Raw genomic sequence first — 26686 nt, 5'->3', positions numbered from 1 at the left:
AGAAGGCCCCTGGGTTGAGAGATTACCTCTCAGTCCAGGGGCCTTCTGCATGCCAGCGGTTGCTAGCCTAGAGCGCCACCGTTAGCGGGTGATAATCGCGAAGTCGCTGCTGGACAGGTTCGTGAAATTACCAATCTGCGCGTTCACACGGCACTTAGAAGTCACCGACAGCGCCGTCACCACCCGCTGATCCTCAGACACCAACACATGCCCCGAACAACCATCCGAAAAACTAATCAACTGAGCATCCGGAGAAATCGCCTGAACCAGCGTCGAAAACTCACCCGTACGCGGCAAAACCATCAACGGATTCAACTCATCCGCGCCACTGGGCCACACCGGAACCACCGTCACAGGCAAAACACTCTGATTCACCACACGAGAAGGAACCCGCAACTCAATCGAACGCAAACGCTGAATCGGGTACGCCGTCGAACGAACCTCCCTGTCAGAAATAGCCTTCAACGTCTCAGAATCAATACGGTTCACCCACTCCTCAAAAGCACGCGAATCCTTAAACTCAGCAGACACATTCGCCCGAACCTGCACCACACCATTAGCCGGGATACTCACCCCAGACAGATTCCACGAACACGGAACATCCACCGCAGTCACACTCGACTGATTCTTCGACACACCAGAAGACGCCTGGCCGGCGTCCCACGTCACCGAAGCACACGAACCACCCTCAACGCCGGGAAGCACCTGCAAAATATCGCCCCGAAGAGCCGACTTCTGCGAGGAAAACTCAAAAGTCAGGCGGGCACTCTTATCCCGCGGGTTATACGTACCCTCAATACGGGTACCCAAACCACTCGGCAAAGACGCCGAACTACGGCTCGAAGCAGACCACGACTCAGCCGTCTTAGACGAACCCTTACCGCCGCTCAAACCCACAAAAGCGAGCACACCCACAAGAATCAAAGAACCCAGGATGGCGCCCCACACCAGCGGGCGGCGCAACGGCGAACGGGCAGGCTCCTCATCCTCAACAACCTCATCAGGCACATATACCGGCTGCTCCACCACAAAAGGAGCGCGGATAACCGTCTCATTCTGCGCCTGACCCAGCGACGGCATACCCGCACCATACAGCTCCGTAACATTCTGCCCAGGCACCGCAGAAACCGCAGGCTCAGCACCATGAACCACCGTAGGCGTGTACCCCACAGCACCCGAAGACACCTCAACCCACCGAGGAAGCACCGTATCAGCAGCGAAACCCTCAGCCAAAAGACGTAGCTTAGCGGCAGCCTCAGCCGCACCAGGACGCTGAACCGGGTTCTCCGCCAACATCCCGTGGAGCACCTCAGCCACCTCAGCCGGAATCTGCGGCGACACCTGCACCGCACCACCACGCGCCGGAAGAGGATGCGCCGCCACCAACAACTCATGAAGAGTCACAGCGCACGCATAAACATCAACCGCCGGAGTAGCCACACCATGCGCAGAACGCTCCGGAGCCATATACCCCGGAGTACCAGAAAACGAACGAGAAGCCCCCGAACCCGCAGAGCCAGTAAAAGAAGCAATACCGAAATCAGCCACACGAACCTGCTGATCCAGAGACTCCCCCAAAACACCGCTCAGCAGAACATTCTCCGGCTTAATATCCAGATGCATCACGCCCTGACGGTGGGCAAACTCCACCGCATTCAGAACTTGAACCATCAGACTCAACGCCAAACGGACAGGCAACGGACCCTCAGAATCCAGCTTCTGACGCAACGAACCGCCATGCTGAAACTCCATCACCAGAGCCAGCACGCCACCCTCAACCACCATGTCCGTCAACGGCACAATATGAGGATGCGACAGCGCCAACAACACCGAACGCTCACGCACAAAAGACTCAAGAACCACAGGGTTCTCCGCAAGCTCCGGGCGTAGAATCTTCGCCGCATACAGAGCCCACGAGCCGCTCATCGTAGCAGCCCACACCTCACCGACCGCACCAGAACCCACCCGGCGCACCAAACGATACGAAGAGCCAAGGGGAGCGCCCGCAACCAGACCCCCCGCAGGCTGACCAGCAACTTGCGGGGCAGGATGAGCATCACGACGCTCCGAGCCGGAGTACTGCGGCGAACCAGCAGGTACAGTCACGGGCTAACTCCTTAACATCAACTTCACAACAAGCAGGAAGACTCCCCAGACGGGGCGACCCCTACAGCAAAATAGCCGGTAAAGTTACACGATACCTCACCACACGCCAGACAAGCCCTACAGCCCGCCACGGTGCTGAGAATCCTCAGGGCTCATCAGCTGCACCAGAATCGGCGACCCAGCAAGGAACGCATAGCCACGACCAACGCTCAGCTGAACCGGGGCGCGCCTCGGAATAGAGCCGAACATGTCCATATCCGTGTCAACATTCGGCTGAACCACAGCACCAGTGCGGAACTTACGAATAGCCTTCGTCCAATGGCTATACAAAGGACGCAAATCAGTCGGCTTACCCGTAGCAATAATGTGGACGTCCGGGAAGTCTCCCTTCACAATCGCATCAAAAACGTTCATCGGGTCATCCACGCGGTCACCATCATCAATCAGCAACAGCACCGGGCCCGCGGCATCCTGCAAAGCCGCCTGCACCTGAGCAGAAGCGTTCTTACTCTCAAACACCCGGTCAAAAACGCCCTCCGGCGCATTCACCAGACCCGAACGCTGATCGAAGACAGCCCAAACTTCTGGAACCTCAGCGGCATCCATGCGTGCGTTCTCCGCCGCGGTAGCGTCACCAGACGCCAACGCAGCAGATACCGCCTGCTCCGCCGCAGCCCTCGCCCGAGAAACCAGGCGAGCAAACGCCACCAGCAGAGAAGACTTACCCGAACGCGGATTACCCGCAACCATGGCGTGCTCACCCTCGTACAGCTCGAAAGCACACGCCTCCAACGTAGCCTCCGCAATACCCACAGGGATACGCCACAGGCTCGGAGAAAACTCGGCGGCAGGCATGCTCTCCCACGAAACCCACGTCGGTAGCTGACCAATTACATCACGCTTAGCGGGAGCCTGCGGGAAACGCTCACGAACCATAGAGACGGCCTCCTCCACGCCAACAGCGGGAGTAGCCACCTGCATCTGACGTAGACGCTTCGGATCAACACAACGCCCGGGAACCGCAGCCGGAACATTCGTACCGCGAATACCGTGCGAGGAATAATCGTGAATATCGCTCAGCTGGAAGAACCACGTCTGCAACGAAGCATCAAGAATCTGCGAGGGAATATTCTTTGCGCGACTCGTCGACACCACGCAGTGAATACCAACAGCAGGACCATCTGCATATACGCGGTAGAAATTCGCCAACAAATCCATGCTCACAGCGTCAGAGAACTCATCACGTAGCGTCGCAAAACCATCCAAAACAATGAAAAGAGGCTTACGGCGTGACGCGTCAGCACGGCGAGCATCAAGCTCCGACTTCACAAAACGCAAGAAGCGAGCCTGACGCTCCCTAGCGCCCTGACCGGTACCCACAGCAGAAACAACATGCGGCAAAGAACCCAATGGCAACAAGCCATCAGCGCCCATATCCACCAGAACAATATCGATGTCCTCCGGCGAATAATGCTGCGCCAAACCCAACACCACAGACTGAATCGTCGTGGTCGTACCACTACCGGCAACACCCACCAACAGCAGGTTGCTCATCTCAATATTCCAGCCCATAGGCACCTGACGCTGCAGCTCAGGCTCATCACCCAAAGTACACATCAGAACACCGTCCCGGACACCACCCACAGTAGGAAGGTCCGGGTCAGGGAAACCGCGCACACCAAAATCAGCCAAATCAACATACGAACCCAACGGCTCAGGCCACACCTTACGAGGAGCAACCGCACCACGAGCCGCATGAGCCGCCACAACAGCATCAATCAGCAGATCCAGGTCATTCGCATCACTCGACGACACCTTCGGACGAGCGCGCTCCGAACGCGGAATACCGATACTATCGGTCGCACGAACCTCCAGAGAAGTCACCACCTCAGTGCCACTCTGACCCGTCACCAGGGCAGTCTGCACCGGCGAAATATCATTCTGGCCCAGCTTCACATAGGCGCGACCCATCTGCGAACGCGAAATCTCCGAAGCATCCGGAACACCAATCACGTTCGAAGAATCCTCACGGCTCTGCACACGCAACGCCACACGCAAGTTCGTATTCGCCAGAATGTCATCATTCACCACACCGGCAGGACGCTGAGTCGCCAGAATCATGTGCACACCCAGGGTACGACCCACCGCACCAATACTCACCAGCGACGACAGGACATCCGGGAAGTCCTTTGCCAGCATCGCAAATTCGTCAATCACCAGCAACAGACGAGGCATCGGCTCCGGCGGGTTCGTCGCCAAATAATCCTTAATGTTGTCCACACCCTCGCCAGCAGCCGCAAACAGGCGCTGACGGCGGTCCATCTCCGCCTCCAACGACTCAATAGCGCGGTGCGCCAACTGCGCATCCAAGTTGCTCAAAGTACCAATCGTATGCGGCAGACGCTCACACGTCTTAAACGCCGCACCACCCTTAAAGTCGACCAGAATGAAGTTCAAACGGCTCGGATCGTGGTGCGCAGCCAAACCCGCCACCAACGAACGCAAAAACTCACTCTTACCCGAACCAGTGGTACCACCCACCAGACCGTGAGGACCGTCCTTCACCAAGTCCAGCGTGAACGCACCAGAGTCGCCCACACCAATCTCGGTGCTGAAACCATTAGCCTGCGACCAGAATGCCTCAATATCCTCAGCACCCGGAGGGGTGGGCAAACCAACCAGCTCAGGCAGCTTCACCAGCTGAGGCAAACCGCCACCCAGCAGCAGACGCTCAGGGTCCTCATGATGTGCCAAAGTACGCGCCACATGAAGAGCATCCTCAGCACTCACACCGGCGAGCACGCCATCGGTAACCGTGTAACGGCGGCGAGGCTCCGAATAGGTCATAGAAGCCTCCTCACCAATCTCCACGACCGAAGTACACGACGCCGGAAGACGGTCAACAGAAGAAGCCAACACAATACCGGCAACACGGCGAGCGCCCGCAGCAGCAGTCTTATTCGCCATCAGACGCACCTCATCGCCATACGCCAAAAGGTCGCGTGCCGGCGACTCACGGCCCTCAGTGAGGGTATCCGAATCAACGACCACGCACAGGCCGCGGGTCGGAAGAGACTCAATGTCGTGGTAAAGAGAGCGTAGCATCTGGTCCGACTGCTCCTTGCCAGAAGCAAACCAACGCATCTGCTGGTTCTGCGCCATATGCATATGCGGAAGCCACGACGTCCACACCCAGTCCTGCGAGCGCGCCGAATCAGCACAGACCGCAATCGTCATATCGGCAGGACCCGTGTGGGTTGCCGCCTGCAGCACCAGGCTACGCGCCAGGGCAAGAGACTGCTCACGCGGACCCACAATACCGATAGCGCCGCCCTCACGCAGGTCAGCAACCAGCGGGGCATCCCACAGGGTATTGTGCTCAAGAATATGCTGAACCTCAGGCTCAGGATTGCTCGGCTTCGTCAGCTCAGGAGCCCAATGAATATGCCCAGTACCCACATGGAAAGTCAACAGATCAGGGCTGGTACTCCGGCGACGCCACAGCGTCATCGCAGGAAGAAGCGCCCGCAACTGAACAGCATCCGGTGCCGGGGCAAGGTCATGAAGACGCTCAATTTCCTCACGGTTACTCAGAGCGATACGTTCCTTAAACTTCTCCATTTCCTGCTCAAAACGCACACGCTCCTTCACCTTATCCTTAGCGTGACGACGCTTCTGCTCCACCCACATACCAATACTCAGAATGGGGCTAAGCATCGCGAAAAGGGCGTAACGAATCTCCTGCATAATGGCGACCATCGCCGCCGCCATAATAATCGGGCCCACCGCCATCGCAATATTGAACTTCGGCGGGTCAGAAACGTTCTTGCGGGTAGGCGCCTCCACCTTCTCCGGGGCGCTCAACGCACCCTGACGCGGCGGACGGTTAAACGGCGCAGTACCCGACGCGCTCACATTCGGGGCGCTACCGGGGCGAGGCGCAGCCTTCTCCTGAGGAGCAGGCTGCAGAGTCAGCACACAATCACCAACATGGATGGTGGTGCTCTCAGAAACAGTCAGACCCTCCTCGGGGATTTTCTGACCGTCCACAAAACTACCGTTCGTAGAACCCGGGTCAGTGATGCGCACCTTCTGAGTATTTGTCGACTCATCATGAACCACCTGCAGGTGCAGATGCTCCCACGATGCGCTCGCCGTGGGCAGCACAATATCGGCGTACGGGGAACGACCCGCCACCAGAGGACGTGAAGAGGGGATAGGGCGCGGCAAGGTAACCGTCGAACCGCCGCTCAAGCACACGCTCCAGCCCTGCACCAGGGAAGGGTAGGAGAGCGGTGCCCTAGAGATGCGCATACCTTCCATTGGCTTGACCTCCGCCAGGGTGGAGGATGCCGTCACTGGGCGGTTATCGCAATACAGCGGCTCGTCGGCAGGCAGGGAGGGACCACCGGTCGCCTGGACGAGATCAGCGATGGTCGTCTCAGGCTGCCAGGAGTCTAGTTCATAGCTCCCGTTATGCTCTTCAAGATCAAGGAAAAAGCGCATAAGGTGTTCTCCAAAATAGATATATCGTGAGCCCCGCTGGTGGACGGACTAGGAGGGAAACCCCGAAAAATCGGGGGTGTGATGGGCTGGCTCTGTACAGTAGGCTCCGTGCGGAAAGGCTAGTCGCGAGATTCTGAGGTGAACGTGCGAAGCATCCACACGGGCGGATTCACCGTATCCGTTGAGGAAGACCCACCCTGAATCATCGAAGCTTCCGCGGTCGGGTAAAGAAGACCCACCTGCCCGCCCGCGGCGTAAGAAGACGAAAAATCCAACGGATACGCGACCGTAGAATCTTTAGCGTCCAAACGAAGGGTTCCTAGAACCCGTCGAACCGCCTCGGGAGTGTATTCACGAACCTGGCTCGTGGCATACGCAAAAGCCAAGAGCGCGTTATGAGAGGGAGCATCCGCCCACACTGCCGATTTGGAAAACGACTGTTCGCCTGACAAATCCTTGAGCGAAGAATCGTTCTTCATACGCTCAACCGTCGAGACAAACGCCGAAGAAGCACGACCGGCGTCATCAGCACTCAACGCCGCCGCACGTGCCTGCACACGCCCCACGACGCGAATATTGTCAGTCAAGGAACCACCGTTCTCCAGAAGAAGACGCATAAAAGGCTCCGTCAAAGCTTCCTCACCCGCAATCACCGGAGAAGTAATACCCGCCCTCTGAAGAGAACGAAGCACCTTCGCCTGAGTCGACGCTGAACCCGTCAAAACCAGAACAGGAGAAGAGCCCGAAGACTTATCGCCCAGAAGGCGCGTCAGCTCCTTGAGAGTGTCTTTTATGCTGTCTTCATCAGCAGAAACCTGAACGCGATTCGTATAGGGAAGGTCCGGCGCAGAGCCCTCACCCGCATCCAACAGGATGGTGCGCACACCATCAAGCTGCTGCGAAGAACCCGTGTTAGACACGCCGGCAAGCGAACGAATAGCAGTCGTATAGACCTGCTTCTCCTGCTCAGGGTCCAGAGCAAAACTCCACACCCCATCGCCAGCATCTACCCGGTCATACGCCTCAATCACCGCAACATTGCGTTCCTTAGCAGCAGCCGTAGCACCCCGAAGATGCTCACCCCGAGACGCAAGTACAATACCCAAAGCTCCCTCAGACGAGAGCTTCTCTACCGCCTCACGGGCACCCTGCTCCGTTCCCTTATCGTTCGCATAAAGAACCTTCACAGAAGAATTACCCAAAGCCAGACGGTACTGCGCAACACGAGCGCCCTGAGCATTCAGACGCCACGCAGACCCCTCAGCATCATCACCAAAAGTAGCGACAACACCAATAACAGGCTCACGACCAGAGGCAGGAAGAGAAATAGCCTGCTGAACCGTCACCGCAGACGCCGGGTTCGTACCCGTACCAAGCGGCAAAGGCTGAGGAGTCACAGCGCGCACACCATACCAGATCCCCACCACCGCAAGGCTAAACAGCACACACAGACTGACACACCACACCACGGTGCGCTGAGTGAGCCGCCTGCCCTCGCGGCGGTGAGGACCTGAATCAGAGCCCAAATGAGGGGAAAACCCCACGGCTAATCACCAATCTGGAAGGTGTACACCGTCTTCACCTCTGCACTGCCAGCATTCGACAGATGGAAGGTCGGCAGCGAACGCAGACGCTGCAACGACGCCTTGAACTGCGCCTGACGCTTCTGCAGAGCAGCAATATCCTCAGAGCGGAGATTCGTGTAACCCTGAGCATTCTGCATCGCCAAAGCAAGCTGGTAATCAGCCGCACCAGCCTTCGCGCTATTGCTCTTGAGCGCGCCCAAGAGGCCAGCACCCTCAGCGTTGCTATCACCCAAATCAAGCATGAGCTTCGACAGGTCGTTATTCAGCTGAACGGATGCACCAGCCAAATCTCGGGTAGCGTTCTCAGCGCGGGTGCTCAGAGCAACCAGAGAACGCTCAGTCACCGAATCCAGAGACTGACGCAGACCCTCAATACGATCATTCATATCCTTGTGCTGAACCTCGATGGACTCACCAGCCACCTGAACCACAGTATTCGCGGTATCAGTAATGCCAGCAATCGAAGCAGAGAACGCCTCCTTAGCGGCCGAAGCGCTAGAAGAACCATCGCTCGAAACCTTACGAATCTCCTCGCTAATCATGCCCGTCAGGCTCTCGCGAGTTTCATCGGCAGACTCCTTGAACGCTTCCTTAATAGCGGTGGAGAGGTCAGCCTGCATGTTCGTCATATCCTCAAGGTTCTTACCCAAAGCATTGACGGCATCCGAAGTCGAACGGATACGATCACGCAGAGAAACCTTAGCCTCCTCAGTAGGCTCTTCCTTCTTCTCCGCATCCTGGTTCTGCGCGTTTACGGCATCGTTCAGGGTCTTCTCAACCTCACCCAGAGCGCCATCAACCGCGTTCACAGCGTCGTTAAGGTCCTTGGCATCGCGAGCCAGACCCTCCTTGGGATCATCCATCGAAGTGGCGGCAAGAACCTCATCCCACGCGGCTACCGCGGCAGCAATACGCTGCTCCATCGGAGTACGTGCGGCAGGGGTGTTCGAAGTGTAGGTACGCTCATTCGCGTTCTCCACCGTAATGACGCGAGTATTACCTTCAGTAGCAGTAGGCTCAGCAGAAGGTGCCTCAGAAGAAGGAGCAGCGGAAGGTGCCTCAATCTTCTTCGAGGGCTCCTCAGAAGGCGCCACAGAAGCAGACTCAGACGGCGCAGGGCTAGGCGCCTCAGAAGACGGGGCAGCAGACGGCGAAGCCGCGCCACCACAAGAAGAAGCCGTCAGGTACCCACGCAGATGCTCCACCTGCTCAGCAGACAGAGAACCGCCACGCTCAGTAGACAGAGCGCAAAGCTGCTCCGCCAGTTCCTTATTCTGAGCGCTCATAGAACCAGAACCGTCCACCAGCTCCGCGCGAGCAGACGCCGCACGAGAATGAACGTTCTTGATACTCTCAATCAGACGACTCGACGTTTCCTTCATCTGATTCACGTTCTGACGAGCCGCACTAACCTTCTCCCTCAAAGAACGCACAGCATCAGCATCAAGAGAAGACGGGTCCTTCTCCACCTGCTCAACAAGCTCATCCATCTGACGCTTCAACGCCGAATAGTTGTTGTTCGCACCCTTCAAATACTCCGGCTGCAGGTGATCCACAATCTTCTCACCGGTAGCAACCAGCGCAATCAAAGAGCTCTGCACCGTCACCGACGCACCAAACAGGGCACAGGTCACCGAACCGTTAGAAGAACAAGCCTCAGCGGTCGGGTGCTCCGGGCCAACAATCTCACGAATCGAAGCCGTAAGATCCTGCTGACAATCCGAACTTGCCTCCGCATACGCATTCAGAACAGCAGACAGCTGAGCCAAATTACCGTACACGCTACGGCTATTCGCACCCTCCTCACGATGCACAACACAACGACCGCCGCTATGCGAAACAGACACATTGGGGCGCGCCGTCGTATCACCCAGCATCGAGTGAAGAGCAGCAACAGTACGCTCCAGCTGAGAAATCAGCTGAGAATTATTAGTCCGCGAAGCCTCAGAAAGATCCTTCTGCAGGCTCTCAATATTCGCCTGGAGACCCTGCATAGTCTTCGTCAACGATTCATTCTGAGTCTTCAGATGCTCGGCAGTGTCCTTACCCAAAGTCGCAGACGTATCATCCAGGCTCTGACGCACCTGAGCAACCTGCGAACTAGCGCTAGTCAGCGTCGTATTAACCTCGTTGACCGTATCAATAGTGCGCTGCAGAAGCGCCACCTGAGACGCATCCTGAGAAGTGAAACCATTAGTAATGATTCCCGCACCAGACAAATCAGAAGCAAAACCAGGCTGCACCGAAATATTGAAGGTAGGCGCACTAAAATCCTTCGCCTTAACCTTCAACACAAAAGAAGAAGAACTACCAGTCACCGGAGGCGCGGAAATAGCACCCCACTGAACAACAGCCTTACCTTCATCATTGGTGCTCACCACACCATTCGTCGACGAATCAGCCGCATCAGGGGTCGTAATAACCTGAGTAGGAGAACCCGAGAGAACAGTAGAAGCAGCAATAGAGAACGGAGTACCAACCGGTGCAGGGCTAGTGCGGCTAGTACCGGACGCATCGTAGGTGACGTCCTCGGTCTTCACCGTCAGGTTCTCAACCGTAACCTTAATCGTGATTTCGCCGCTGTAACCATTCAAATCATTCAGGTTAGTGCCGCTACCGCGCTCAGTAGAATACTGCAGGCTCACACGCACAGGAAGGTCATTGACGACATCCTTCGGCTTGAACTGAACATTGCTCGTGGAGCTCGTGCGGTCCTTGTCATTAACGTAAATGTTGGTCGACTCAATCGACGAGACATCGCCGTCACGGCCCATCTGAACATTCACGTTCTGCAGGACATTAGTAGCGTTCTCCACCTGACGGGGGCTCTGAGAAGTAACAGTGCCCTTATCAGAAGGGGTGCTGTTATTGTTCGTGCCCGTGGAGCAAGACGAGAAAATAAGTGCCGTCGTGACACCCAAAATCAAAGGGAAGCGGAGTAGACGCTGACGCGCTGTGGTGTGGTTGGTCATGATGATCTTTTCGTTGAGTTATATACCGTGCAGACACACAACAGCGACAAGTCTGAAACGCCACTGTATAGTGCCCACCTGAGTGGAAAGGGTCAGGGGCAAAGCCGGAAAGAGAAAAAGCCCCGTACCACTTTATCAGTCCAATATGGGAAGGTTGATATTTTTTCCTCCTAGTCGGTGCCTCATCAGGATATTCAATTCAACCTTGAGGTGATAGTTAAAGGTATTTTTCATTTCGTTTCAACCTCGTGCACTTACCGAACTCTGTTCGACATAGAAAAACCCCGCGGCTGAGGTCATCCCTTAACCCACGGGGCTTTATCTATACGGGGTTCCACGGTTTAGCGGGCTGCAGGTTCAGCCTCCGGCTCCTCCTCGTCTTCCTTCTCGGGGATAGCGACACCCACGGTCAGGTACCTCTTCACCAGCAGGTACGAGGCGATCACCGGCACCACGTACACCAGCGACAAGCCGCTACCGGACTGCACAACATCCACGGCAAGACGGGCCGCCGCCAAACATCCGCCCAAACCCACCAGGGCGACGCAGAAGCCACGCAACACACCATACCCGGCAGTGCCCTCCTCAAAAGTCGCCGCCCACAGCTTGAACAGGGCGCGGCGCACAAAAATCAGGAAAACCGGCACCAGGCACAGCACCACCGAAACACCCACAGGCTCATAACCGGCAGTGGCGAACGAAACCACCGGAATCAGCAGGCAGAAGAACGCCATCAGGGCACTCACACCCAGCACCACCGCGCGTACGTACCGGTTGATGCGCTCCATGCGTCGCAGGTTAGGGATCTCCTCGCTCGGCTGCGCGGCATTGTAGAAGAACAGCAGCAGAACCAGCGCGGACGCCGCCACATACCAGGGCGCGAAATTGATGCCGTCCGCCTGCGGGGTGGAGGCAACCGGCGGGACACCCACCAGGGAGAGAGCAGCGAGCAGAACAATCTCGGCGACGCAGAGCGTGCCCACCGTCAGCAGAAAGTAGTGGTACGCGCCGCCGTTCTTTGCATCCTGCACACCGTGCTCACGCGTGCCGTCAATCATCACGACGGAAAACAGCATCGCGGAGATGGATAGGATGCTCCACGCGTATTCACCCGTCACGACGGGGACAAACGATAGAAGAATGGATATAGAGAACAGAATCCACAGAAATACTCGCTGCAGGGTTGTTGAGGAGGCGAGGGCCACCTCAAAAAAGCCGATGATAAAGTCGCCGATATCGTCCATGGTGGATTCCTTTCTGCGGGGTGGGGTTACTCTTTGATCTCTTCAAAGCGGAGGACGCTGAAGTCGAATTCATCGTTGCGGGTATCGAAGGACTTGTACGCCCTGTATTTCTTGCCCGTCTCAAAGTTTTGGAGGTATTTGCGGATGGGTATACCATCAGGGGATTTGCTCGATGTGATGATTCCGCACTCTTCCGTTTCGAATTCACCGGAGGTCCAATAGGGGTCCTCGTGCTCAATGATTTCGACGGAGGTAACAGTGCAGATAGCGGATTCATTGCCCGGGTTGTAGTTGGTCATAAAATGTAAGGACGCGCAGAACCCTAGCATGACTGCCATGATTATGATGACGTCGCGCGCATCCCACACAGCTTTTACTTTTTTGCGAAGATACTCTTTGAAATCGACTTTATTCTTCTTTTTCTTGGTGTATCTCTTTTTGTTGATCTTCTTTATAGCCCCAGTTTCGGGAATGTAATTTACCTCTGGGTAACTCTTTTTCTTTGAGGTGTTTCTTTTCTTTGAAACGTTCTTTTTCCTCGGGGAGTTCTTTTTCATTGCTCTTCACCTTCTTTCTGAGCTGCGGGCTGTTACTCTGTGCTGGGTTTCTAGGCTTTCGTTGCCTTGTGCGCTTCGCTGCTTACTTCGGTTGTGCCCATGGTATGTACGTCCTTGTGTGGTGGTTGGTGAATCGTTCCCGCTCCGGTGGTGGCGGGCACATTCTTAGCCTATCGCACGGTATCTGACCAGAAGGTTAACTGCGTGCAAGGGTCAGATGAAGACTCGGCAACCAGTCATCAGAGGGCCGAGATCCGTGCCTAACCGCCCGATTTCCCGAGCTGCTCGGGGGAGTATGCCCCTGCATTGTCGAAGACGCGGACAAAGCGAAATAGGCCGCTAGTGCCGTATAGAAAGCCCCGGACGGTGCGAGTTGTAGGCTCGCACCGCCCAGGGCTCTATTTTTAGCTCATGAGCTGGTTATTCCTTGATTTCTTCAAGGCGGACAATACCGAAATCTTTATCTTTATTTTTATCGGTCGCAGATTTGTATACCTTGTACTTCTTTCCATCATGAATTGCAGATACATACTCCGGTATCTTTTTTCCATCCGACGTTCCATACATTTCAAGTGTTCCGCACTCTTCGGTCTCAAAGATACCCTTGGGGCTTTCAACCGTGTAGTTGGATGCTTGCCCACCAATAGCTTCAATTTTGTGGCTCTTTACAGTGCATACGGTATATGCATTTTTATCCTCGGCATGTGTTATGTAGTAAGCCAGACCAAAGACAACCATTATTGAGATGGTGCAGGCAATAAAAGTTCTGGCTTCCGGGGATGTGAGTTTCTTAATCCATGGGAACATTGTTTTCCTACTTTCTCAGTGTCTTGTCTGGTTGGTTTTTAGCAGGTTCTGGAGCTGCGAACTGTCATTCTTTGATTTCTTCAAAGCGGGTCGTATCAAAATCTCGTTCCTTTTTAAGAGATGAGTTTGCGACATGGAATAGGTATTTTTTACCAGGCTCGACGGTCTCAACGTACTCGGGAATCTTGCGACCTTCCGGAGGAACAATCATCGTGAGAGTGCCGCATTCTTCCGTCTCAAAAATACCTTTGGGTCTAGTGTCATTCATGCCGCTTACTGTTCCGCCAATCTCTTTTGTATATGCCTTAGTTACGGTGCAGGTGGCGGTGATACCATCACTGTCATCACGTGAGTATTTAGGGAAAACAAAGAACATGTACCAAAGAATGATGAATGAAATAATGAGTGCTACTCTTTGGCGGCGTTTGTAATTAATTTCCATCACTCACCTCATTCCTCATTAGCCTTCCGGGATTTCTTGGTCTGCTGCGCTTCGCGGCGTGCCGCCTCACGCGCCTGCTGACGCTCCAACCTACGCGCCTCATTACGAGCAGCCCTACGGCGGCGACGCTGACGCTCACTCTTCGTCACACCCACCACATACTTCGTCTTACACAAGTCATAAAACTGGGCATAAATATCACGCGAAGAACCATACATCCCAACCACACTCATCACGTCCAGGCCGTCTTCTTCCGCCCAACGCCCGTGATCATCACGGTAAAGCACCTGCGCCATAAGAATCGTCGCATCGAGCTGATACGGGTCGAAGCTACAAGTGCGCTTACCAATTTCGGTGCTGCCGATGCGCAGGAATCCGTTCTTGCCGTTGTTCTCCACGTGGGCAAACGTAATTGAGGGGTAGGTGAAGGTGCGTTCCTTCCACCGCCAGTTACGCCACCGCACGCAATCCTCGCGCAGCTCAAGGTAGAAGGCGTAGCAGTGGTTCAACGGGATAGCACCCAGCAGACCAAGCCCAAAGGCACCTATAAACAGCAGAACCCATTGATTAACAATCTCTCGGTCGCCGGAAGGACGTGGATATCCCAGGCTCAGCCAAATAATAGGCCAGATGACGAACCCAAGGATTGTGACGCTCCAAGAGAAGATAAATCCGAAAAGGGGCCTTCTCTGTCTCTTATTCAGCGTGGGTTTGCCGAGCTTAATACGGATACCCGGTACCAGGGCGACGAGAAGCCCTCCGAGGGCTCCGTCTTCAACAGCGCTCATAGTATGTACGTCCTTGTGCGGTAGTGGTTGGTGAATCAGGCCCGCCCCGGTGAGGTGGCGGGCACATCCTTAGCCTATCGCACCGTATCTGACCAGAAGGTTAACTCGATGCGATGCTCGGGTGAAGACTCGGCAACCACTCCGCAGAAAACGCGAATCTGGGCTTAACCACCCGATTTTGTTAGCTACTCTGAGAACGAACCCGCACCCTCCGCACCGTTGCCGGAAGGCTGCCGGTCACCGATAGATAGAAAGGCTGGTGAGCGACCATGGTCAACACCATCATGATTTTCATATGGGGCGCACTCGACTCCATACTGATCTACAAGGTTCTCCGCATCGTCGTCACGTACGAACTCAACCGACGCCGCGACAAGAAACTACGCGCCGAAGCTGTATACGTCATGCGAACGAACCGCTTCGAAATTGCTACCTATGCCCTAGTAATTCTCTCGTTTGCGATAGGAGTCTTCGTCATTCACCTAGGGGAAGACGTAGGATTCCACTTCGCATTCGACTTTATTGGCCTCGGCATGACCGGCTTTTTCATGTTCTTCTTCTGCGACGCCGCCGGTACCTACACTAAAATCTCGCCCGAAGGAATCGAAAGGGGAGAGCCTTTCAACGATACGGTCTTCTTCCCGCTCAACGCGATTGACACGGTCTCATACGACAACAACACCGACCGTGAACACGCAGACTCCCTCCACTTCTACACAAAATCCGGCAAACTGGTCGCAGAATTCTGCCCCGTCTTCGGCAGCTACCCCCTCCTCGCAATGACCCGATTCAGGATCGAAAACGACCGCTGGCCAGACATCAGCAACCCTGAGGACACCGCCCAGATCAATGCCTGGGCAAACCGCCGCTCCACCCTCCGGTACTTCCGCTACGGCAAGATTTCCGGCCTCGCCGAAGTAGACATGTAGCCCGCAAACCAGGTCGTTTTCAGCCCGTATTTAGTGCGTGCCCGGCGTGTTTCTCAACCAATATTTCCGCAGTTTTTCTGCCGGAAAAACGTTGACTAGCCCGCATGGTCTAACCCTCAACTAGAAGGTGCACTCTGCACGCAAAAACATTAACGTTGAGGCTTACAATAAGAAAGGTTCAATGCACAGCCACACGCCGTGCACGCACCACGTCACTTCACAGAAACACCGACCCCGAAAGGCACATCATGGCCACCAAGAAGCCCTCACGCTTCACCCGCCGCGCAGCACTCGCCGCCGCAGGCGCAGGTGTAGCAACCGCCCTCGGCGCACTGCTCACCCCCGCGCAGGCAACCACCTACCGCCCCACCGTGCGCCGCACCCCCTATAACGGCTACTACTCGCACCGTTACGGCCGCCGCGGCCGCATCGTCATCAGCGACTACTACGGTAGCTCCTACAGCCACTACTACTATTACGGCGGCTAAGCCCTACGGCCCCAGCCCAAGACATATACTGGAAGACGGCACCACACTCATGTGGTGCCGTCTTCCCGTTAGATGCCCCAGGCATCACCCGCACCACGGTGCGGAAAACACACCACAGATAGAGAGAAAAATGAAGAACGTAACCCGCCGATCCGCACTCGGCATGGTTGTAGCCGCCGGTGGCGCAACCTTCCTCGCGGCATGTGGCGCGCAACCCCAGGCAACCAGCGGCTCTGCATCCGAGAGCGCATCCAACAATGCGTCCGGTAGCGCATCCGCTTCCGCATCTAAGAGCGCACGTAGCGACTACTCCGGCGTTGCAGTCCTGGAGGGCTACACCTCCAAGCCTGCCGACTACCAGCCCGGAACCCGCACCGAGCCCTCTAAGAACGCTCCCGTGCCCGTGAAGCCTGCCGTCGCTAACGAGAACAGCGTGGAGGGCCTGTACCAGTCCATCGCCTTCTTCGGCGCAGCCATGGAATACTACATGCGCACCGGTAAGACCGAGCCGCTGCGTGAATGCGCGCTCGACAAGTCCGAGCTGAAGAACATGATTGAGCCGGCAGGTGGCACCCTTGGCGAGAAGCTGGTCAAGGGTGAAGCCTGGATGCACGACGCGACCGTCACCATCACCATGCTTTCCGCGCAGCCCGAACGTGAGGGTGACACCTACAGCTGGGATATCCGCCTGACCATGGATCCCGGCGAGTTCATTGCAAGCAAGGACCGTGTGCAGGAAGCTCCCTCTGAATCGGATCGTAAGGACGAGGTCGAGCGCACCCTGCACGGCGTGTACGAGAACGGCGCATGGAAGCTGACCGGTATGAATGCTCGTCCCTCTTCCGCCTCAGCTTCTGCAGTAGCTTCAGCATCGGCTTCTGCTTCCTAAAAGCTTCAGCCTAGAGGCGTATAACTTCTACAAGTAAAAGGCGCCCGCCCCGTGGAATAAACCCACGAGGCGGGCGCCTTTCTTATATACGCAATAAAGCATATACCCTTATCGGGATGCTACCAGATGCGCACGCGCTCCTCCGGAGCCAGGTACAGTGCATCGCCCTCAGAGACGTCAAACGCCTCATAGAACTCGTCAATATTGCGCACCACACCGTTCACACGGAACTCATCCGGCGAATGCGGATCCACCGAAATCATCACCTCAGCATGCTGCGGGCGGGACTTCGTGCACCAGCCGCGAGCATTCGAGAAGAAGAAACGCTGAATACCGGTCATGCCGTCAATCACCGGTGCGCCAGCCAGCGACTCAATGCCCTGCTTCTTCAAAGCCAGACGGTACGCCTTCAACGCAATCGACATGCCAGCCAGGTCGCCAATGTTCTCGCCCAAAGTCAGCTCACCGTTCACATGGAACTTCGGGTCCAGACCCACCGGAACGTACGCGTTGTACTGCTCCACCAGCGCGGAGGTGCGTTCCTTGAACTTCGCGTAATCCTCCTCAGTCCACCAGCTCTCCAGCTTGCCGTCACCGTCATAGCGGGAACCCTGATCGTCAAAACCGTGACCAATCTCGTGGCCAATAATCATGCCGATATTGCCGTAGTTTGCCGCATCGTCAGCATCCGGGTTGAAGTACGGCGGCTGCAGAATCGCTGCGGGGAACACAATCTCATTCGCCGGCGGCATGTAGTACGCGTTCACGGTCTGCGGAGTCATCAGCCACTCCGACTTATCCACCGGCTGACCCTTACGGGCAATCAGCCAGTCAGCATCAAACGCACCGGTACGGCGCAGGTTCTCAAACAGGTCACCGGGAACGAGCTCCAGTGCGGAGAAGTCACGCCACTTATCGGGGTAACCGATCTTGGTGACGAACTTCGACAGCTTCTCCAGCGCCTTCTGGCGGGTTGCCTCGGTCATCCAGTCCAGCGACTCGATAGACTCGCGGTACGCCTCAAGGAGGTTGCCGACCAGAACCAGCATCTTCTCCTTGTGCGAGGGCGGGAAGTGCACAGCCACGTACTCCTGGCCAATCTCCTCACCCAGAGCCTTCTCGACAGCACCCACGCCGCGCTTCCAGCGCTCACGAATCTGCTGAGTACCGGAAAGGGTCTTGCCGTAGAAGTTGAAGCTCTCCTGAACCAGCTCGTCGTACATGAACGGCGCACGCGAACGCAGAACGGTCCACACAGCCCACAGCTTCCAGCTCATCAGCGGGATGGAGGTGAACAGCTTTGCCGCACCCTCGAAGAAGGACGGCTGAGCCACAATAACCTGACCCAGGGCCTCCGGGTCGGCGCCGAGCGCCAGCAGCCACTGTGAGAACGGGAAGCCGGGGAACTTCTCGCCCAGCTCGGTCGCCTGGTACGGGTTGTAGGTTGCCTCAGCGTCGCGGTTCTCCACGACGTTCCAGTGCAGGCGAGCCAGCTCCGACTCGTGGGTGAACACCAGCTGAGCCGCCTGCTCCGGAGTCAGGCCGAAGCCCTCAGCCAGACCGGTCAGCTCAAACATGCGGGCAATATGCTCAACATACGCCGCGCATGCAGCCTCGTGCTTCTCTTCACGGTAGTAGGATTCATCCGGCAGGCCCAGACCCGACTGATACAGGAAGAACGTGTAATTCTTCGGGTCCTTCGGGTCGTTGCTGGTGTACCAAGCGAACAGCTGCGGCAGACCCGCACGAGACAGCAGCGCCAGGGTCACAGCCAGGTGGGAGGGGGTTGCCGAGTTCAGAATCGGGGCGATTTCCTTCAGCAGCGGCTCCAGGCCGTCCGCCTCAATCTTCTCAACATCCATGAAGGAGTTGTAGAGTGCGCCAATACGGGACTCCGGCTGCTCCTTCGCGATCTTCTCCACCAGCTCACGCACGTGCTTCTCTGCGTTATCGCGGAGGGTGTACAGGCCGCCGTCCTTGGGGCGGTCCGCCGGGATTTCGTGGGTAGCAAGCCACTTGCCGTTGACGTGGCGGAAGAAATCGTCGCCCGGCTTGACGGTTTCATCCACCCATTCTTTAGTGATTCCAGAGTTAGTAGTCATGGTTCCATTCTAGGTTCTTAACGTAAGAAGCCACACGATTACCGACAAGCCATCATATGGTGACTCACCAGCAAACGTGTGGCTTCCCTACACGAAAGATGGGGCAATTATGCCTGAGCCGCCAGCTTCTCTGCACGCTCAGCCATCAGACGCTTCTCAGCACCGTTAACCAGCCAGAGGAACAGAACCGCCAGACCCGAGCACACAATCATGAAGACGAACGCGGTGCTCCAACCCCAGTGATCAACAATGATGCCGATACCAGCAGAAGCCAGGGTCGCACCCAGCGCGTAACCGAACAGGCCGGTGAAGCCCGCAGCGGTACCCGCAACGTGCGAGGGAGACAGGTCAATAGCCTGCAGACCAATCAGCATAACCGGGCCGTAAATCAGGCCACCAATCAGAGCCAACGCAACGTACGCAATCCACAGCGGCGCATCCGAAGAAGGCAGCCAGTACAGCAGAATCGCGCCAACGGTCGCAATCAGGAACAGGATACCCGCGGGGGAGCGGCGACCCTTGAACATGCGGTCAGAAACGTAACCGCACAGGACGGTGCCGCCAATACCGGCAAGCTCCAGAATCGAGAAGCCCGCAATACCACCCTCAAGGGAAGCGTGGCGCACATCGTGTAGGTACTTCGGCGCCCACACCAGCACGCCGTAACGCAGGGTGTACACGAACACGTTTGCCAGAGCCAGGTACACCATAGTCGAGTTGGTCAGCACGTGCTTACGGATGGTGGTCCAGGTGGACTCTGCACGATCCTCAGCGGTGGACTCAACCTTGTGCGGGTCGTTGCGGTACACGTCAACGGTGGGCAGACCCTCAGCCTCGGGGTTGTCACGAATCAGCAGCCACGCCACGAACGCCAGAACGAAGCTGATAACAGCCGGGAACCAGAAGGCAACTTCCCAGGTCTTGCCGAACATGGAGAAGCCCCATGCAACCAGCAGACCGGACAGCGCACCACCAACGTTGTGGGCGGTGTTCCACCAGGAAACCTTCGTGCCGCGCTCGCTGGTGGAGAACCAGTTCACGAGCACACGACCCGAGGGAGGCCAACCCATACCCTGGAAGATGCCGTTGAAGACCATAATGGTCGCCATGATGGAGGCGATAGCAGCAGCGTAGCCCGTCGCACCCGCGCCTTCACCCATGTAACCGGTCAGCGCCAGCAGGATGTTTGCAACACCCGAGAGCACCAGACCGATGGGCAGGAACAAACGCGCGTTCGAGCGGTCAGAAATCATTGCGGTGAAGAACTTGCTGAAGCCGTAAGCCAGCAGCAGTGCCGTGGACAGTGCACCAATTGCTGCGTTGCTGAAGCCAAGTTCCTTGGTCAGAATCGGGGTGACCAGCGGGACGTTGTTACGAATCAGGTAGAAGGTTGCGTAACCGATGAAGATACCCATGAAGACCTGTAGGCGCATGCGCGGGTACTTCGCATTAACTTCTGCTTCGCTGAGCTGGGGCTTGGGTGCCGGAATAGCGAGCCAGCGGGGTGTAGAACCCTTCTTCTTCTTTGATGAAGTGGTAGTAGTCATGCTGGAATTCTAAAAACGGCGGCTTATAAAAATGCTAATCTGCTGGAAAAGTTTTCAGTAGAATGTTCACTATGGTGAACAGATATTCAGAGTGATTATTCTATTAATACTGTTTTTACCCTGGAATTACAGGGAAGTGCTAAATCTGTGTGATGTATATCTGTCTACTGGGCAACAGTGCCACAAGTGCTACAGTGAATATAAATACTTTCATTGTTGAGTAAGTATGTGTTTTGGTCAGACCACACTTAAATTTAGAGTAATTTATACCCTAAGTTCAAAAAGAAAACCACTTGAACACCACAAAATCGGTGCCCAAAAACAGCACAGAAAGCCCGCCCGCACGGTGCAGAAGAAAAACCGTACGGGCGGGCCTGTTATCTATCCCCAAAAGCTCGGCATACAGTCGGTACGCATACCGGCACGAAGCCGAACAGCCGCCACCTGCCGCAGGTTACCGCGAGCAAACCATCATCCGGTCAACCCGCAGCAGGCAGCGGAACCAATAGGCGCCTCCTAGAGGGATGCGCGAATCGCCTTGGTGGCGTCCACCAGGTGACGCAGAGACTGCTTGGTCTCCTCGTAATCACGAGTCTTCAGGCCGCAGTCAGGGTTCACCCACAGGTCAGCAATGGTGCCGTAACCAATCGCAGCCTTCAGCAGGGACTCAATCTCATCCTGCGAAGGAACACGCGGGGAGTGGATGTCCCACACGCCCGGGCCCAGACCGGAAACGAAGCTCTCCGGAATATCAGCCAGCAGCTCCATGTGCGAACGAGCCGCCTCAATGCTGGTCACGTCAGCGTTCAGAGCGTTAATCGAGTCGATAATCTCGTTGAACTCCGAGTAGCACAGGTGGGTGTGAATCTGAGTGGAATCCTTCACCGCGCTGGTTGCCAGGCGGAAGGAGTTCACCGACCAATCCAGGTACTGCGGCTGCTCATCGCGGCGCAGGGGCAGCAGCTCACGCAGAGCCGGCTCGTCCACCTGAATGATGCGGATGCCCGCCTGCTCCAGGTCGGCAATCTCGTCGGCAAGAGCCAGAGCCACCTGGTTAGCGGTCTCGCGGCGCGGCTGGTCGTCACGCACGAAGGACCACGCCAGAATCGTCACCGGGCCGGTGAGCATGCCCTTGACCGGCTTGTCGCTCAGCGACTGTGCGTGGGAGCTCCACGGCACGGTGAACGCCTCACCGCGCAGGCCCTCACCGTGACGCTTCACGTCACCGAACAGAATCGAGGGGCGGGTGCAACGCGAACCGTAGGACTGAACCCAGCCGTGGCGGGTGGTTGCGAAGCCGTCGAAGTTCTCAGCGAAGTACTGAACCATGTCGTTACGCTCAGCCTCACCGTGAACCAGCACGTCCAGGCCCAGCTCCTCCTGCAGCTTGATGACCGAGGCAATCTCGTCACGCAGGAAGCCGTTCAGCTCCTCGGCGGAAATCTTGCCCGCACGAGCCTCCGCACGGCGGCGGCGAATCTCAGCGGTCTGCGGGAAGGAACCGATGGTGGTGGTCGGCAGCTTCGGCAGGTTCAGGTCAGCCTGAGCCGCGCGGCGAACGTCAATGGTCGGGCGGTCGAAGTCCTCGGGAGTCACAGCTGCGGCGCGGGCACGAATCTCGTCGTTGTGTTTACGCGGGTCAGCGGCGAAGCGAGCCAGCGCCTCGTCAGCAGCCTTCAGCTCCGGCTCAACAGCAGCCTCACCCTCGGCCAGGCCACGAGCCAGCAGGGCGATCTCGGCAACCTTCTGGTCGGCGAATGCCAGGCCGTCCACGGGAACCTCGGCGGGGTCTTCCAGAGCCAGGTCGTGCGGCACGTGCTGCAGGGAGGTCGAGGAGGACACCGACACGGCACCCTCGGATGCGCCGGGCAGCGCCTCCAGAGTCTTCAGAGCCGCGCGAACATCGGCACGCCACACGTTACGGCCGTTCACAACACCGGCAACCAGGTGCACGCCGGCGGCAGAAACGGACTCCAGCTCAGCCTTCGAGTACACGCCGTGCACCAGGTCAAGGTGCAGAGCCTCAATACCGGTACCCAGCAGAGCCGGCAGGTTCTCACGCAGGGAACCGTAGGGGCTGGTCACCAGAATCTGCGGGCGCTTCTCGCCGGCAGCCAGGGTGCGGTAGGTGCGCTCGGCAAGCTCAGCAACCTTCGCGTTGTCGGCACGGTCCACGGTCAGGCCCGGCTCGTCCAGCTGAACCCACTCAACGCCGCGCTCAGCCAGCTGCTCCAGCACCTGAGCGTATGCGGCAACGAATTCATCCAGACGGTCAACGGGGGAGAAGTCCTCAGCGGAACCCTGCTCAGCCTTAGCACCCAGCAGCAGGGTCAGCGGGCCAACAATCTGCGGGCGAACCTTCACGCCAGCCTGCTTAGCGACCTCGAGCTGCTCGTCAATAGCCTCAAGGTTCAGCTTAATCTCGGTACCGGCACCAATCTCGGGCACCAGGTAGTGGTAGTTGGTGTCGAACCACTTAGTCATCTCCAGAGGAGGCAGGGTCTCGGTACCGCGCGCCAGTGCGAAGTAGCCGGGCAGATCCAGCAGACCGCGTGCGTCCTTAGCCTCAGCCAGACGCTCGGGAACCAGGGTGAACAGGCGAACCACATCAAGCACCTGATCGTAGTAGGAGAAGGTCGCCGGAATCGAGTAGTTGTCAGCCTTCAGACCGGCGGCGGTCACGCGCTCGAAGTAGGTGCGCTGCACGTCAGCGGCGGTGTCCTGCAGCTCCTGCAGGGTGGCCTTGCCCTTCCAGAAAGCCTCCTGAGCCTTCTTCAGCTCGCGGAAGCGGCCCACGCGGGGGTAGCCAACAATGGTTGCGGCGGGGAATGCGGTGTTCGACATAATATTTTTTTCCTTTACTGGGGATAGATAGGGGAGTCAGTTCCGGTGTTTTACCACCCGACTGTGGGTGGTGAAACGGAGAACTCAACAACTCCCGGAATATTTGTGGGGGAGAAAGTGGAAACGCATCCGACAAGGAGCGTTATCGGTTGAAGCGGGGTTTTAGACGTATTCCAGTTCGCTCAGCGGCTGAGAGAAACGGTTACTGTACCGCGGCAAATCCAGCTGATCCAGAACGTCCAGAACCGCGGCATGCTCGTTGAAGGTGAAGAAGTGCAGGCCCGGTGCGCCCGCATCCATCACGGCGCGGCACTGGTTCAACGCATACTTAACACCGATGCGGTGCAGCTCAGCGTCACTGGTTGCCGTCTCTAGGGCGTAGGCGAGGTCCGTCGGGACTTCCATGCCCGCCATCTGGCAGAGATTCTGCAGGCGCTTCAGGGAGGTTACCGGCATGATGCCCGGAATAATCGGAATATCTACGCCCGCCAGGTGCGCCGAATCGACCAGGGCGCTGTAGCGTTCATCCTCAAAGAACACCTGAGTAATCGCGAAATCTGCGCCGGCACGCTGCTTGGACAGCAGAATCTCAATATCCTGCAGCAGGGATGCGGACTCGGGGTGCTTCTGCGGGTATGCCGCCACACCAATCGACACCTTGCCAGCTGCCAGGTGGGCAAAATCTTCACGCTCCACGCGGCGAATGAGTTCCACCAGGTAGCGGGCGAAAGGAAGCTCAGAAACCTGACCTTCCTGAATGTCACCGCGAAGAGCCAGGAAACCGCGCACGCCCAGACCCAGAATCAGGCGGACCGCACGCTCCAGCTCATGCACCGAGTGGCCTGCACAAATCAGGTGAGCCAGCGGGGTGAGGGAGGTTTCATGCACCAGGTGGTCGAGCAGCGCCAAGGTCTTCTGGCGGCGCTTAGCATCTCCGGCGTAGGTGACCGAAACGTAGTCGGGGTTGGTACCCTCAAGCTCCGCAATGGTGCGAATCAGCGACTCACAGCTTGCGTGTGAGCGCGGAGGGAACAGCTCAAAAGAAAGAGCCGGGTGAACTGTAGCCATAACCATCCTTCGTGTTCACCCGATAGATACGCACCGTGAGGGTGCGCGAATTCTTCTGCAGGATGCGCTGTACCGGTTTGCGGGTACGACTCATCAAGGGGTGCCGAAGGGTATTCTTCTCTATCGGTTCTGGCGGGAGCACCTTGTCCGTACCCTGCACCGTGACGGTGGGGGATACTGGCGAGGTTGCTGCGACGTCTACGAGCCAGATCTCTCGGTCGCTCTTGATAGATAACGCTTTCACTCTACCCACCACCTCCGAGGGCGTGCAAGGGATACGGCGGTTGATGTCCTAATATTTCTGGACATGACATTGGGGCGAAATATGAACTTAATATGACTGACTATGACGAAGGGGGGCTGGGGGGCGTTGCGGGTAGGGCTGTCGGCTGACCCTGGATGCCCGGAACTATCGCAGATATATCTGCTTAATATTCTTGGACACGCACGAATATATGTGTTTTGAATTTCATTGAGGGGTAGGGTAGCTAGTGAGGCACGGGTAGTGTTTCGATGTCCGCTCATCGAGGAGTTGTAGGGCTCAAAGATGAGTTCAATATGACTTTGTGAGCGTGGTGAGAATGAAAAAGCTATTTTCTTCTATACTCTGGTCCTTCCGCCTAGCATGGAAAACCTGTCCCACAACCCTGGTGAGCGTCGCCCTATCGCTAGCCGTCATTGCCTGCATTCCCTTGAGTCAGTCCCTGCTGATTGGTAATACAGTATCAGCCTTGAGCGGTTCAAATGGTGGTGCGGCCTGGATTTATATCGTTGCTCTTGCCCTTGTTGTCGGAATTAATATCATTGCTAAACGCTGGGTCATAAGTAACATGCTCATCCTCAAATCAAAGGTGAACTATCGGGTTCACTGCATGTTAAATAACAGGTTATCTACATTTCCGTTATCTGATATAGGTAGCACAAAATCACAGGAAGATATACGTGCTGCTAGAGAGGCAATATCGAAACAGGAATTGCAGGTTCACACCATGTCAGTTATGACACTGGTGAGTGCCTTCGCAATGGTGTTACTTCTCTGTCTTAATATCGCGAACGTCAGCATTGTGGCAGCAATTTTTGCGGCACTGTGTTCACTACCCCTATCTATTGCAATGGTAATCCTCGCTAAACGTGATTACGCTATATACACCCTAATGTACGAGGACTATCGGGTAGAGAACTACTATCTAGACAATCTGATGGCTCAAAGTCGCGCCCAAGAACTTCACCTCATGAGAGCCTCCCGATTTTTCTCGCAACGCGTAGCGTCCTGGCGACGCCGGGCGGCCGGTAGGGAATTGAGCCTTGAAAGTGTTAGAGGAATCATCTCCGTAGTTGCAGGGCTACTCTGCTCTGTCTTACTTTTTGCGTCCCTGTACTTCCTTGTGGATTCAGGAGCCGATATATCGTATGTGGCCGGATCGCTGATTGGAATCATTGCCTGTGTTGACGCGACCCAAGAGGTGGGATATTCATTCGGTCAGATTATTAATGGAGCATTATCTGTTCAGCAATTCCGAAGGGTATGCGACTCTAATACTTACGACCATGCTTCTGAGATAAAAACTTCTAACCCTAACCATGAAAATATTTCAAAAATTATATGCAAAGATGTATCCGTTCAGTATGAGGGCGCGTCGTCTTTTGCGCTTAAAGATATTAATCTTGAGCTGATGAATAATCAAATGATTGCAGTAGTTGGTGCCTCGGGCGCGGGAAAAACAACGCTAATAAATGCAATTCTTGGAATTACACCAATTGCCCAGGGGAGCATAACGTATAAGGGTGCTTCTTCTGAGAGTAAATACAAC

At 56.3% G+C, this 26686-nt stretch carries 17 protein-coding genes and 1 riboswitch; of the genes, 4 read left to right on the top strand and 13 right to left on the bottom strand.

Annotated elements, in window-relative coordinates:
- Positions 1-81: 81 nt before the first annotated feature.
- The 9 genes from AB8C10_RS04150 to AB8C10_RS04110 all read right to left on the bottom strand — a co-directional run bounded on the left by AB8C10_RS04150 (position 82) and on the right by AB8C10_RS04110 (position 15008).
- A complete protein-coding gene (locus AB8C10_RS04150) occupies positions 82-2106 on the bottom strand; it encodes a serine/threonine-protein kinase (RefSeq protein ID WP_368866932.1) in 2025 nt (674 codons plus the stop codon).
- A 117-nt stretch (positions 2107-2223) separates the two neighbouring features.
- Positions 2224-6612, bottom strand: coding sequence for an FtsK/SpoIIIE domain-containing protein (locus tag AB8C10_RS04145; RefSeq protein WP_368866931.1), 4389 nt, complete (start codon positions 6610-6612; stop codon positions 2224-2226).
- 119 nt (positions 6613-6731) lie between these two features.
- Positions 6732-8009, bottom strand: a complete 1278-nt coding sequence (locus tag AB8C10_RS04140) for a molecular chaperone Hsp90 (RefSeq protein ID WP_368866930.1) — start codon at positions 8007-8009, stop codon at positions 6732-6734.
- A 149-nt stretch (positions 8010-8158) separates the two neighbouring features.
- Positions 8159-11170: a chitinase gene (locus tag AB8C10_RS04135; RefSeq protein ID WP_368866929.1), complete on the bottom strand. Its 3012-nt coding sequence runs from the start codon at positions 11168-11170 to the stop codon at positions 8159-8161.
- A 341-nt stretch (positions 11171-11511) separates the two neighbouring features.
- Complete coding sequence (locus AB8C10_RS04130; protein ID WP_368866928.1) at positions 11512-12414, bottom strand: hypothetical protein; 903 nt, start codon at positions 12412-12414, stop codon at positions 11512-11514.
- 26 nt (positions 12415-12440) lie between these two features.
- On the bottom strand, positions 12441-12971 hold the full coding sequence (locus AB8C10_RS04125) for a hypothetical protein (protein ID WP_368866927.1): 531 nt from the start codon (positions 12969-12971) through the stop codon (positions 12441-12443).
- 420 nt (positions 12972-13391) lie between these two features.
- Positions 13392-13778 (bottom strand): hypothetical protein, encoded by a 387-nt coding sequence (locus AB8C10_RS04120; protein WP_368866926.1) that lies wholly within the window; start codon positions 13776-13778, stop codon positions 13392-13394.
- Between the two features lie 64 nt (positions 13779-13842).
- Positions 13843-14223 (bottom strand): hypothetical protein, encoded by a 381-nt coding sequence (locus AB8C10_RS04115; protein WP_368866925.1) that lies wholly within the window; start codon positions 14221-14223, stop codon positions 13843-13845.
- 5 nt (positions 14224-14228) lie between these two features.
- Positions 14229-15008: an ECF transporter S component gene (locus AB8C10_RS04110; protein ID WP_368866924.1), complete on the bottom strand. Its 780-nt coding sequence runs from the start codon at positions 15006-15008 to the stop codon at positions 14229-14231.
- Between the two features lie 269 nt (positions 15009-15277).
- On the opposite strand from AB8C10_RS04110, the gene AB8C10_RS04105 reads away from it, so the two are divergent.
- From AB8C10_RS04105 to AB8C10_RS04095, 3 genes are all read left to right on the top strand, one after another.
- On the top strand, positions 15278-15937 hold the full coding sequence (locus AB8C10_RS04105) for an ATP pyrophosphatase (protein ID WP_368866923.1): 660 nt from the start codon (positions 15278-15280) through the stop codon (positions 15935-15937).
- Positions 15938-16185: 248 nt separating this feature from the next.
- A complete protein-coding gene (locus AB8C10_RS04100; protein ID WP_368866922.1) occupies positions 16186-16425 on the top strand; it encodes a transcriptional initiation protein Tat in 240 nt (79 codons plus the stop codon).
- Between the two features lie 130 nt (positions 16426-16555).
- The gene (locus AB8C10_RS04095) at positions 16556-17314 is read left to right on the top strand and encodes a DUF6318 family protein (protein WP_368866921.1); all 759 of its coding nucleotides are present in this window, start codon (positions 16556-16558) and stop codon (positions 17312-17314) included.
- 119 nt (positions 17315-17433) lie between these two features.
- Here the strand turns inward: AB8C10_RS04095 and AB8C10_RS04090 are convergent, their stop codons facing one another.
- The 4 genes from AB8C10_RS04090 to AB8C10_RS04075 form a co-directional block, all read right to left on the bottom strand.
- Positions 17434-19416: a M13 family metallopeptidase gene (locus AB8C10_RS04090; protein WP_368866920.1), complete on the bottom strand. Its 1983-nt coding sequence runs from the start codon at positions 19414-19416 to the stop codon at positions 17434-17436.
- A 107-nt stretch (positions 19417-19523) separates the two neighbouring features.
- Positions 19524-20963: an MFS transporter gene (locus AB8C10_RS04085; protein ID WP_070604005.1), complete on the bottom strand. Its 1440-nt coding sequence runs from the start codon at positions 20961-20963 to the stop codon at positions 19524-19526.
- A 516-nt stretch (positions 20964-21479) separates the two neighbouring features.
- Positions 21480-23807, bottom strand: coding sequence for a 5-methyltetrahydropteroyltriglutamate--homocysteine S-methyltransferase (gene metE / locus AB8C10_RS04080; protein ID WP_368866919.1), 2328 nt, complete (start codon positions 23805-23807; stop codon positions 21480-21482).
- Between the two features lie 162 nt (positions 23808-23969).
- On the bottom strand, positions 23970-24875 hold the full coding sequence (locus AB8C10_RS04075; RefSeq protein ID WP_368866918.1) for a methylenetetrahydrofolate reductase: 906 nt from the start codon (positions 24873-24875) through the stop codon (positions 23970-23972).
- 117 nt (positions 24876-24992) lie between these two features.
- Positions 24993-25109, bottom strand: a riboswitch (SAM riboswitch).
- Positions 25110-25567: 458 nt separating this feature from the next.
- On the opposite strand from AB8C10_RS04075, the gene AB8C10_RS04070 reads away from it, so the two are divergent.
- The coding region (locus AB8C10_RS04070) for an ATP-binding cassette domain-containing protein (RefSeq protein WP_368866917.1) at positions 25568-26686 on the top strand (1119 nt) is incomplete at its 3' end.

It is taken from the genome of Rothia mucilaginosa (assembly GCF_964210535.1).
Lineage (GTDB): Bacteria > Actinomycetota > Actinomycetes > Actinomycetales > Micrococcaceae > Rothia > Rothia mucilaginosa_F.
This window is presented reverse-complemented; position numbering and strand designations above follow the sequence as displayed.

Bases quoted from the DNA above. Each gene is read 5' to 3' on its own strand.
- metE (WP_368866919.1), bottom strand. From the start codon at position 23,807: ATGTCGAACACCGCATTCCCCGCCGCAACCATTGTTGGCTACCCCCGC.
- AB8C10_RS04135 (WP_368866929.1), bottom strand. From the start codon at position 11,170: ATGACCAACCACACCACAGCGCGTCAGCGTCTACTCCGCTTCCCTTTG.
- AB8C10_RS04105 (WP_368866923.1), top strand. From the start codon at position 15,278: ATGGTCAACACCATCATGATTTTCATATGGGGCGCACTCGACTCCATA.
- AB8C10_RS04090 (WP_368866920.1), bottom strand. From the start codon at position 19,416: ATGACTACTAACTCTGGAATCACTAAAGAATGGGTGGATGAAACCGTC.
- AB8C10_RS04110 (WP_368866924.1), bottom strand. From the start codon at position 15,008: ATGAGCGCTGTTGAAGACGGAGCCCTCGGAGGGCTTCTCGTCGCCCTG.
- AB8C10_RS04095 (WP_368866921.1), top strand. From the start codon at position 16,556: ATGAAGAACGTAACCCGCCGATCCGCACTCGGCATGGTTGTAGCCGCC.
- AB8C10_RS04145 (WP_368866931.1), bottom strand. From the start codon at position 6,612: ATGCGCTTTTTCCTTGATCTTGAAGAGCATAACGGGAGCTATGAACTA.
- AB8C10_RS04130 (WP_368866928.1), bottom strand. From the start codon at position 12,414: ATGGACGATATCGGCGACTTTATCATCGGCTTTTTTGAGGTGGCCCTC.
- AB8C10_RS04075 (WP_368866918.1), bottom strand. From the start codon at position 24,875: ATGGCTACAGTTCACCCGGCTCTTTCTTTTGAGCTGTTCCCTCCGCGC.
- AB8C10_RS04085 (WP_070604005.1), bottom strand. From the start codon at position 20,963: ATGACTACTACCACTTCATCAAAGAAGAAGAAGGGTTCTACACCCCGC.
- AB8C10_RS04125 (WP_368866927.1), bottom strand. From the start codon at position 12,971: ATGAAAAAGAACTCCCCGAGGAAAAAGAACGTTTCAAAGAAAAGAAAC.
- AB8C10_RS04120 (WP_368866926.1), bottom strand. From the start codon at position 13,778: ATGTTCCCATGGATTAAGAAACTCACATCCCCGGAAGCCAGAACTTTT.
- AB8C10_RS04100 (WP_368866922.1), top strand. From the start codon at position 16,186: ATGGCCACCAAGAAGCCCTCACGCTTCACCCGCCGCGCAGCACTCGCC.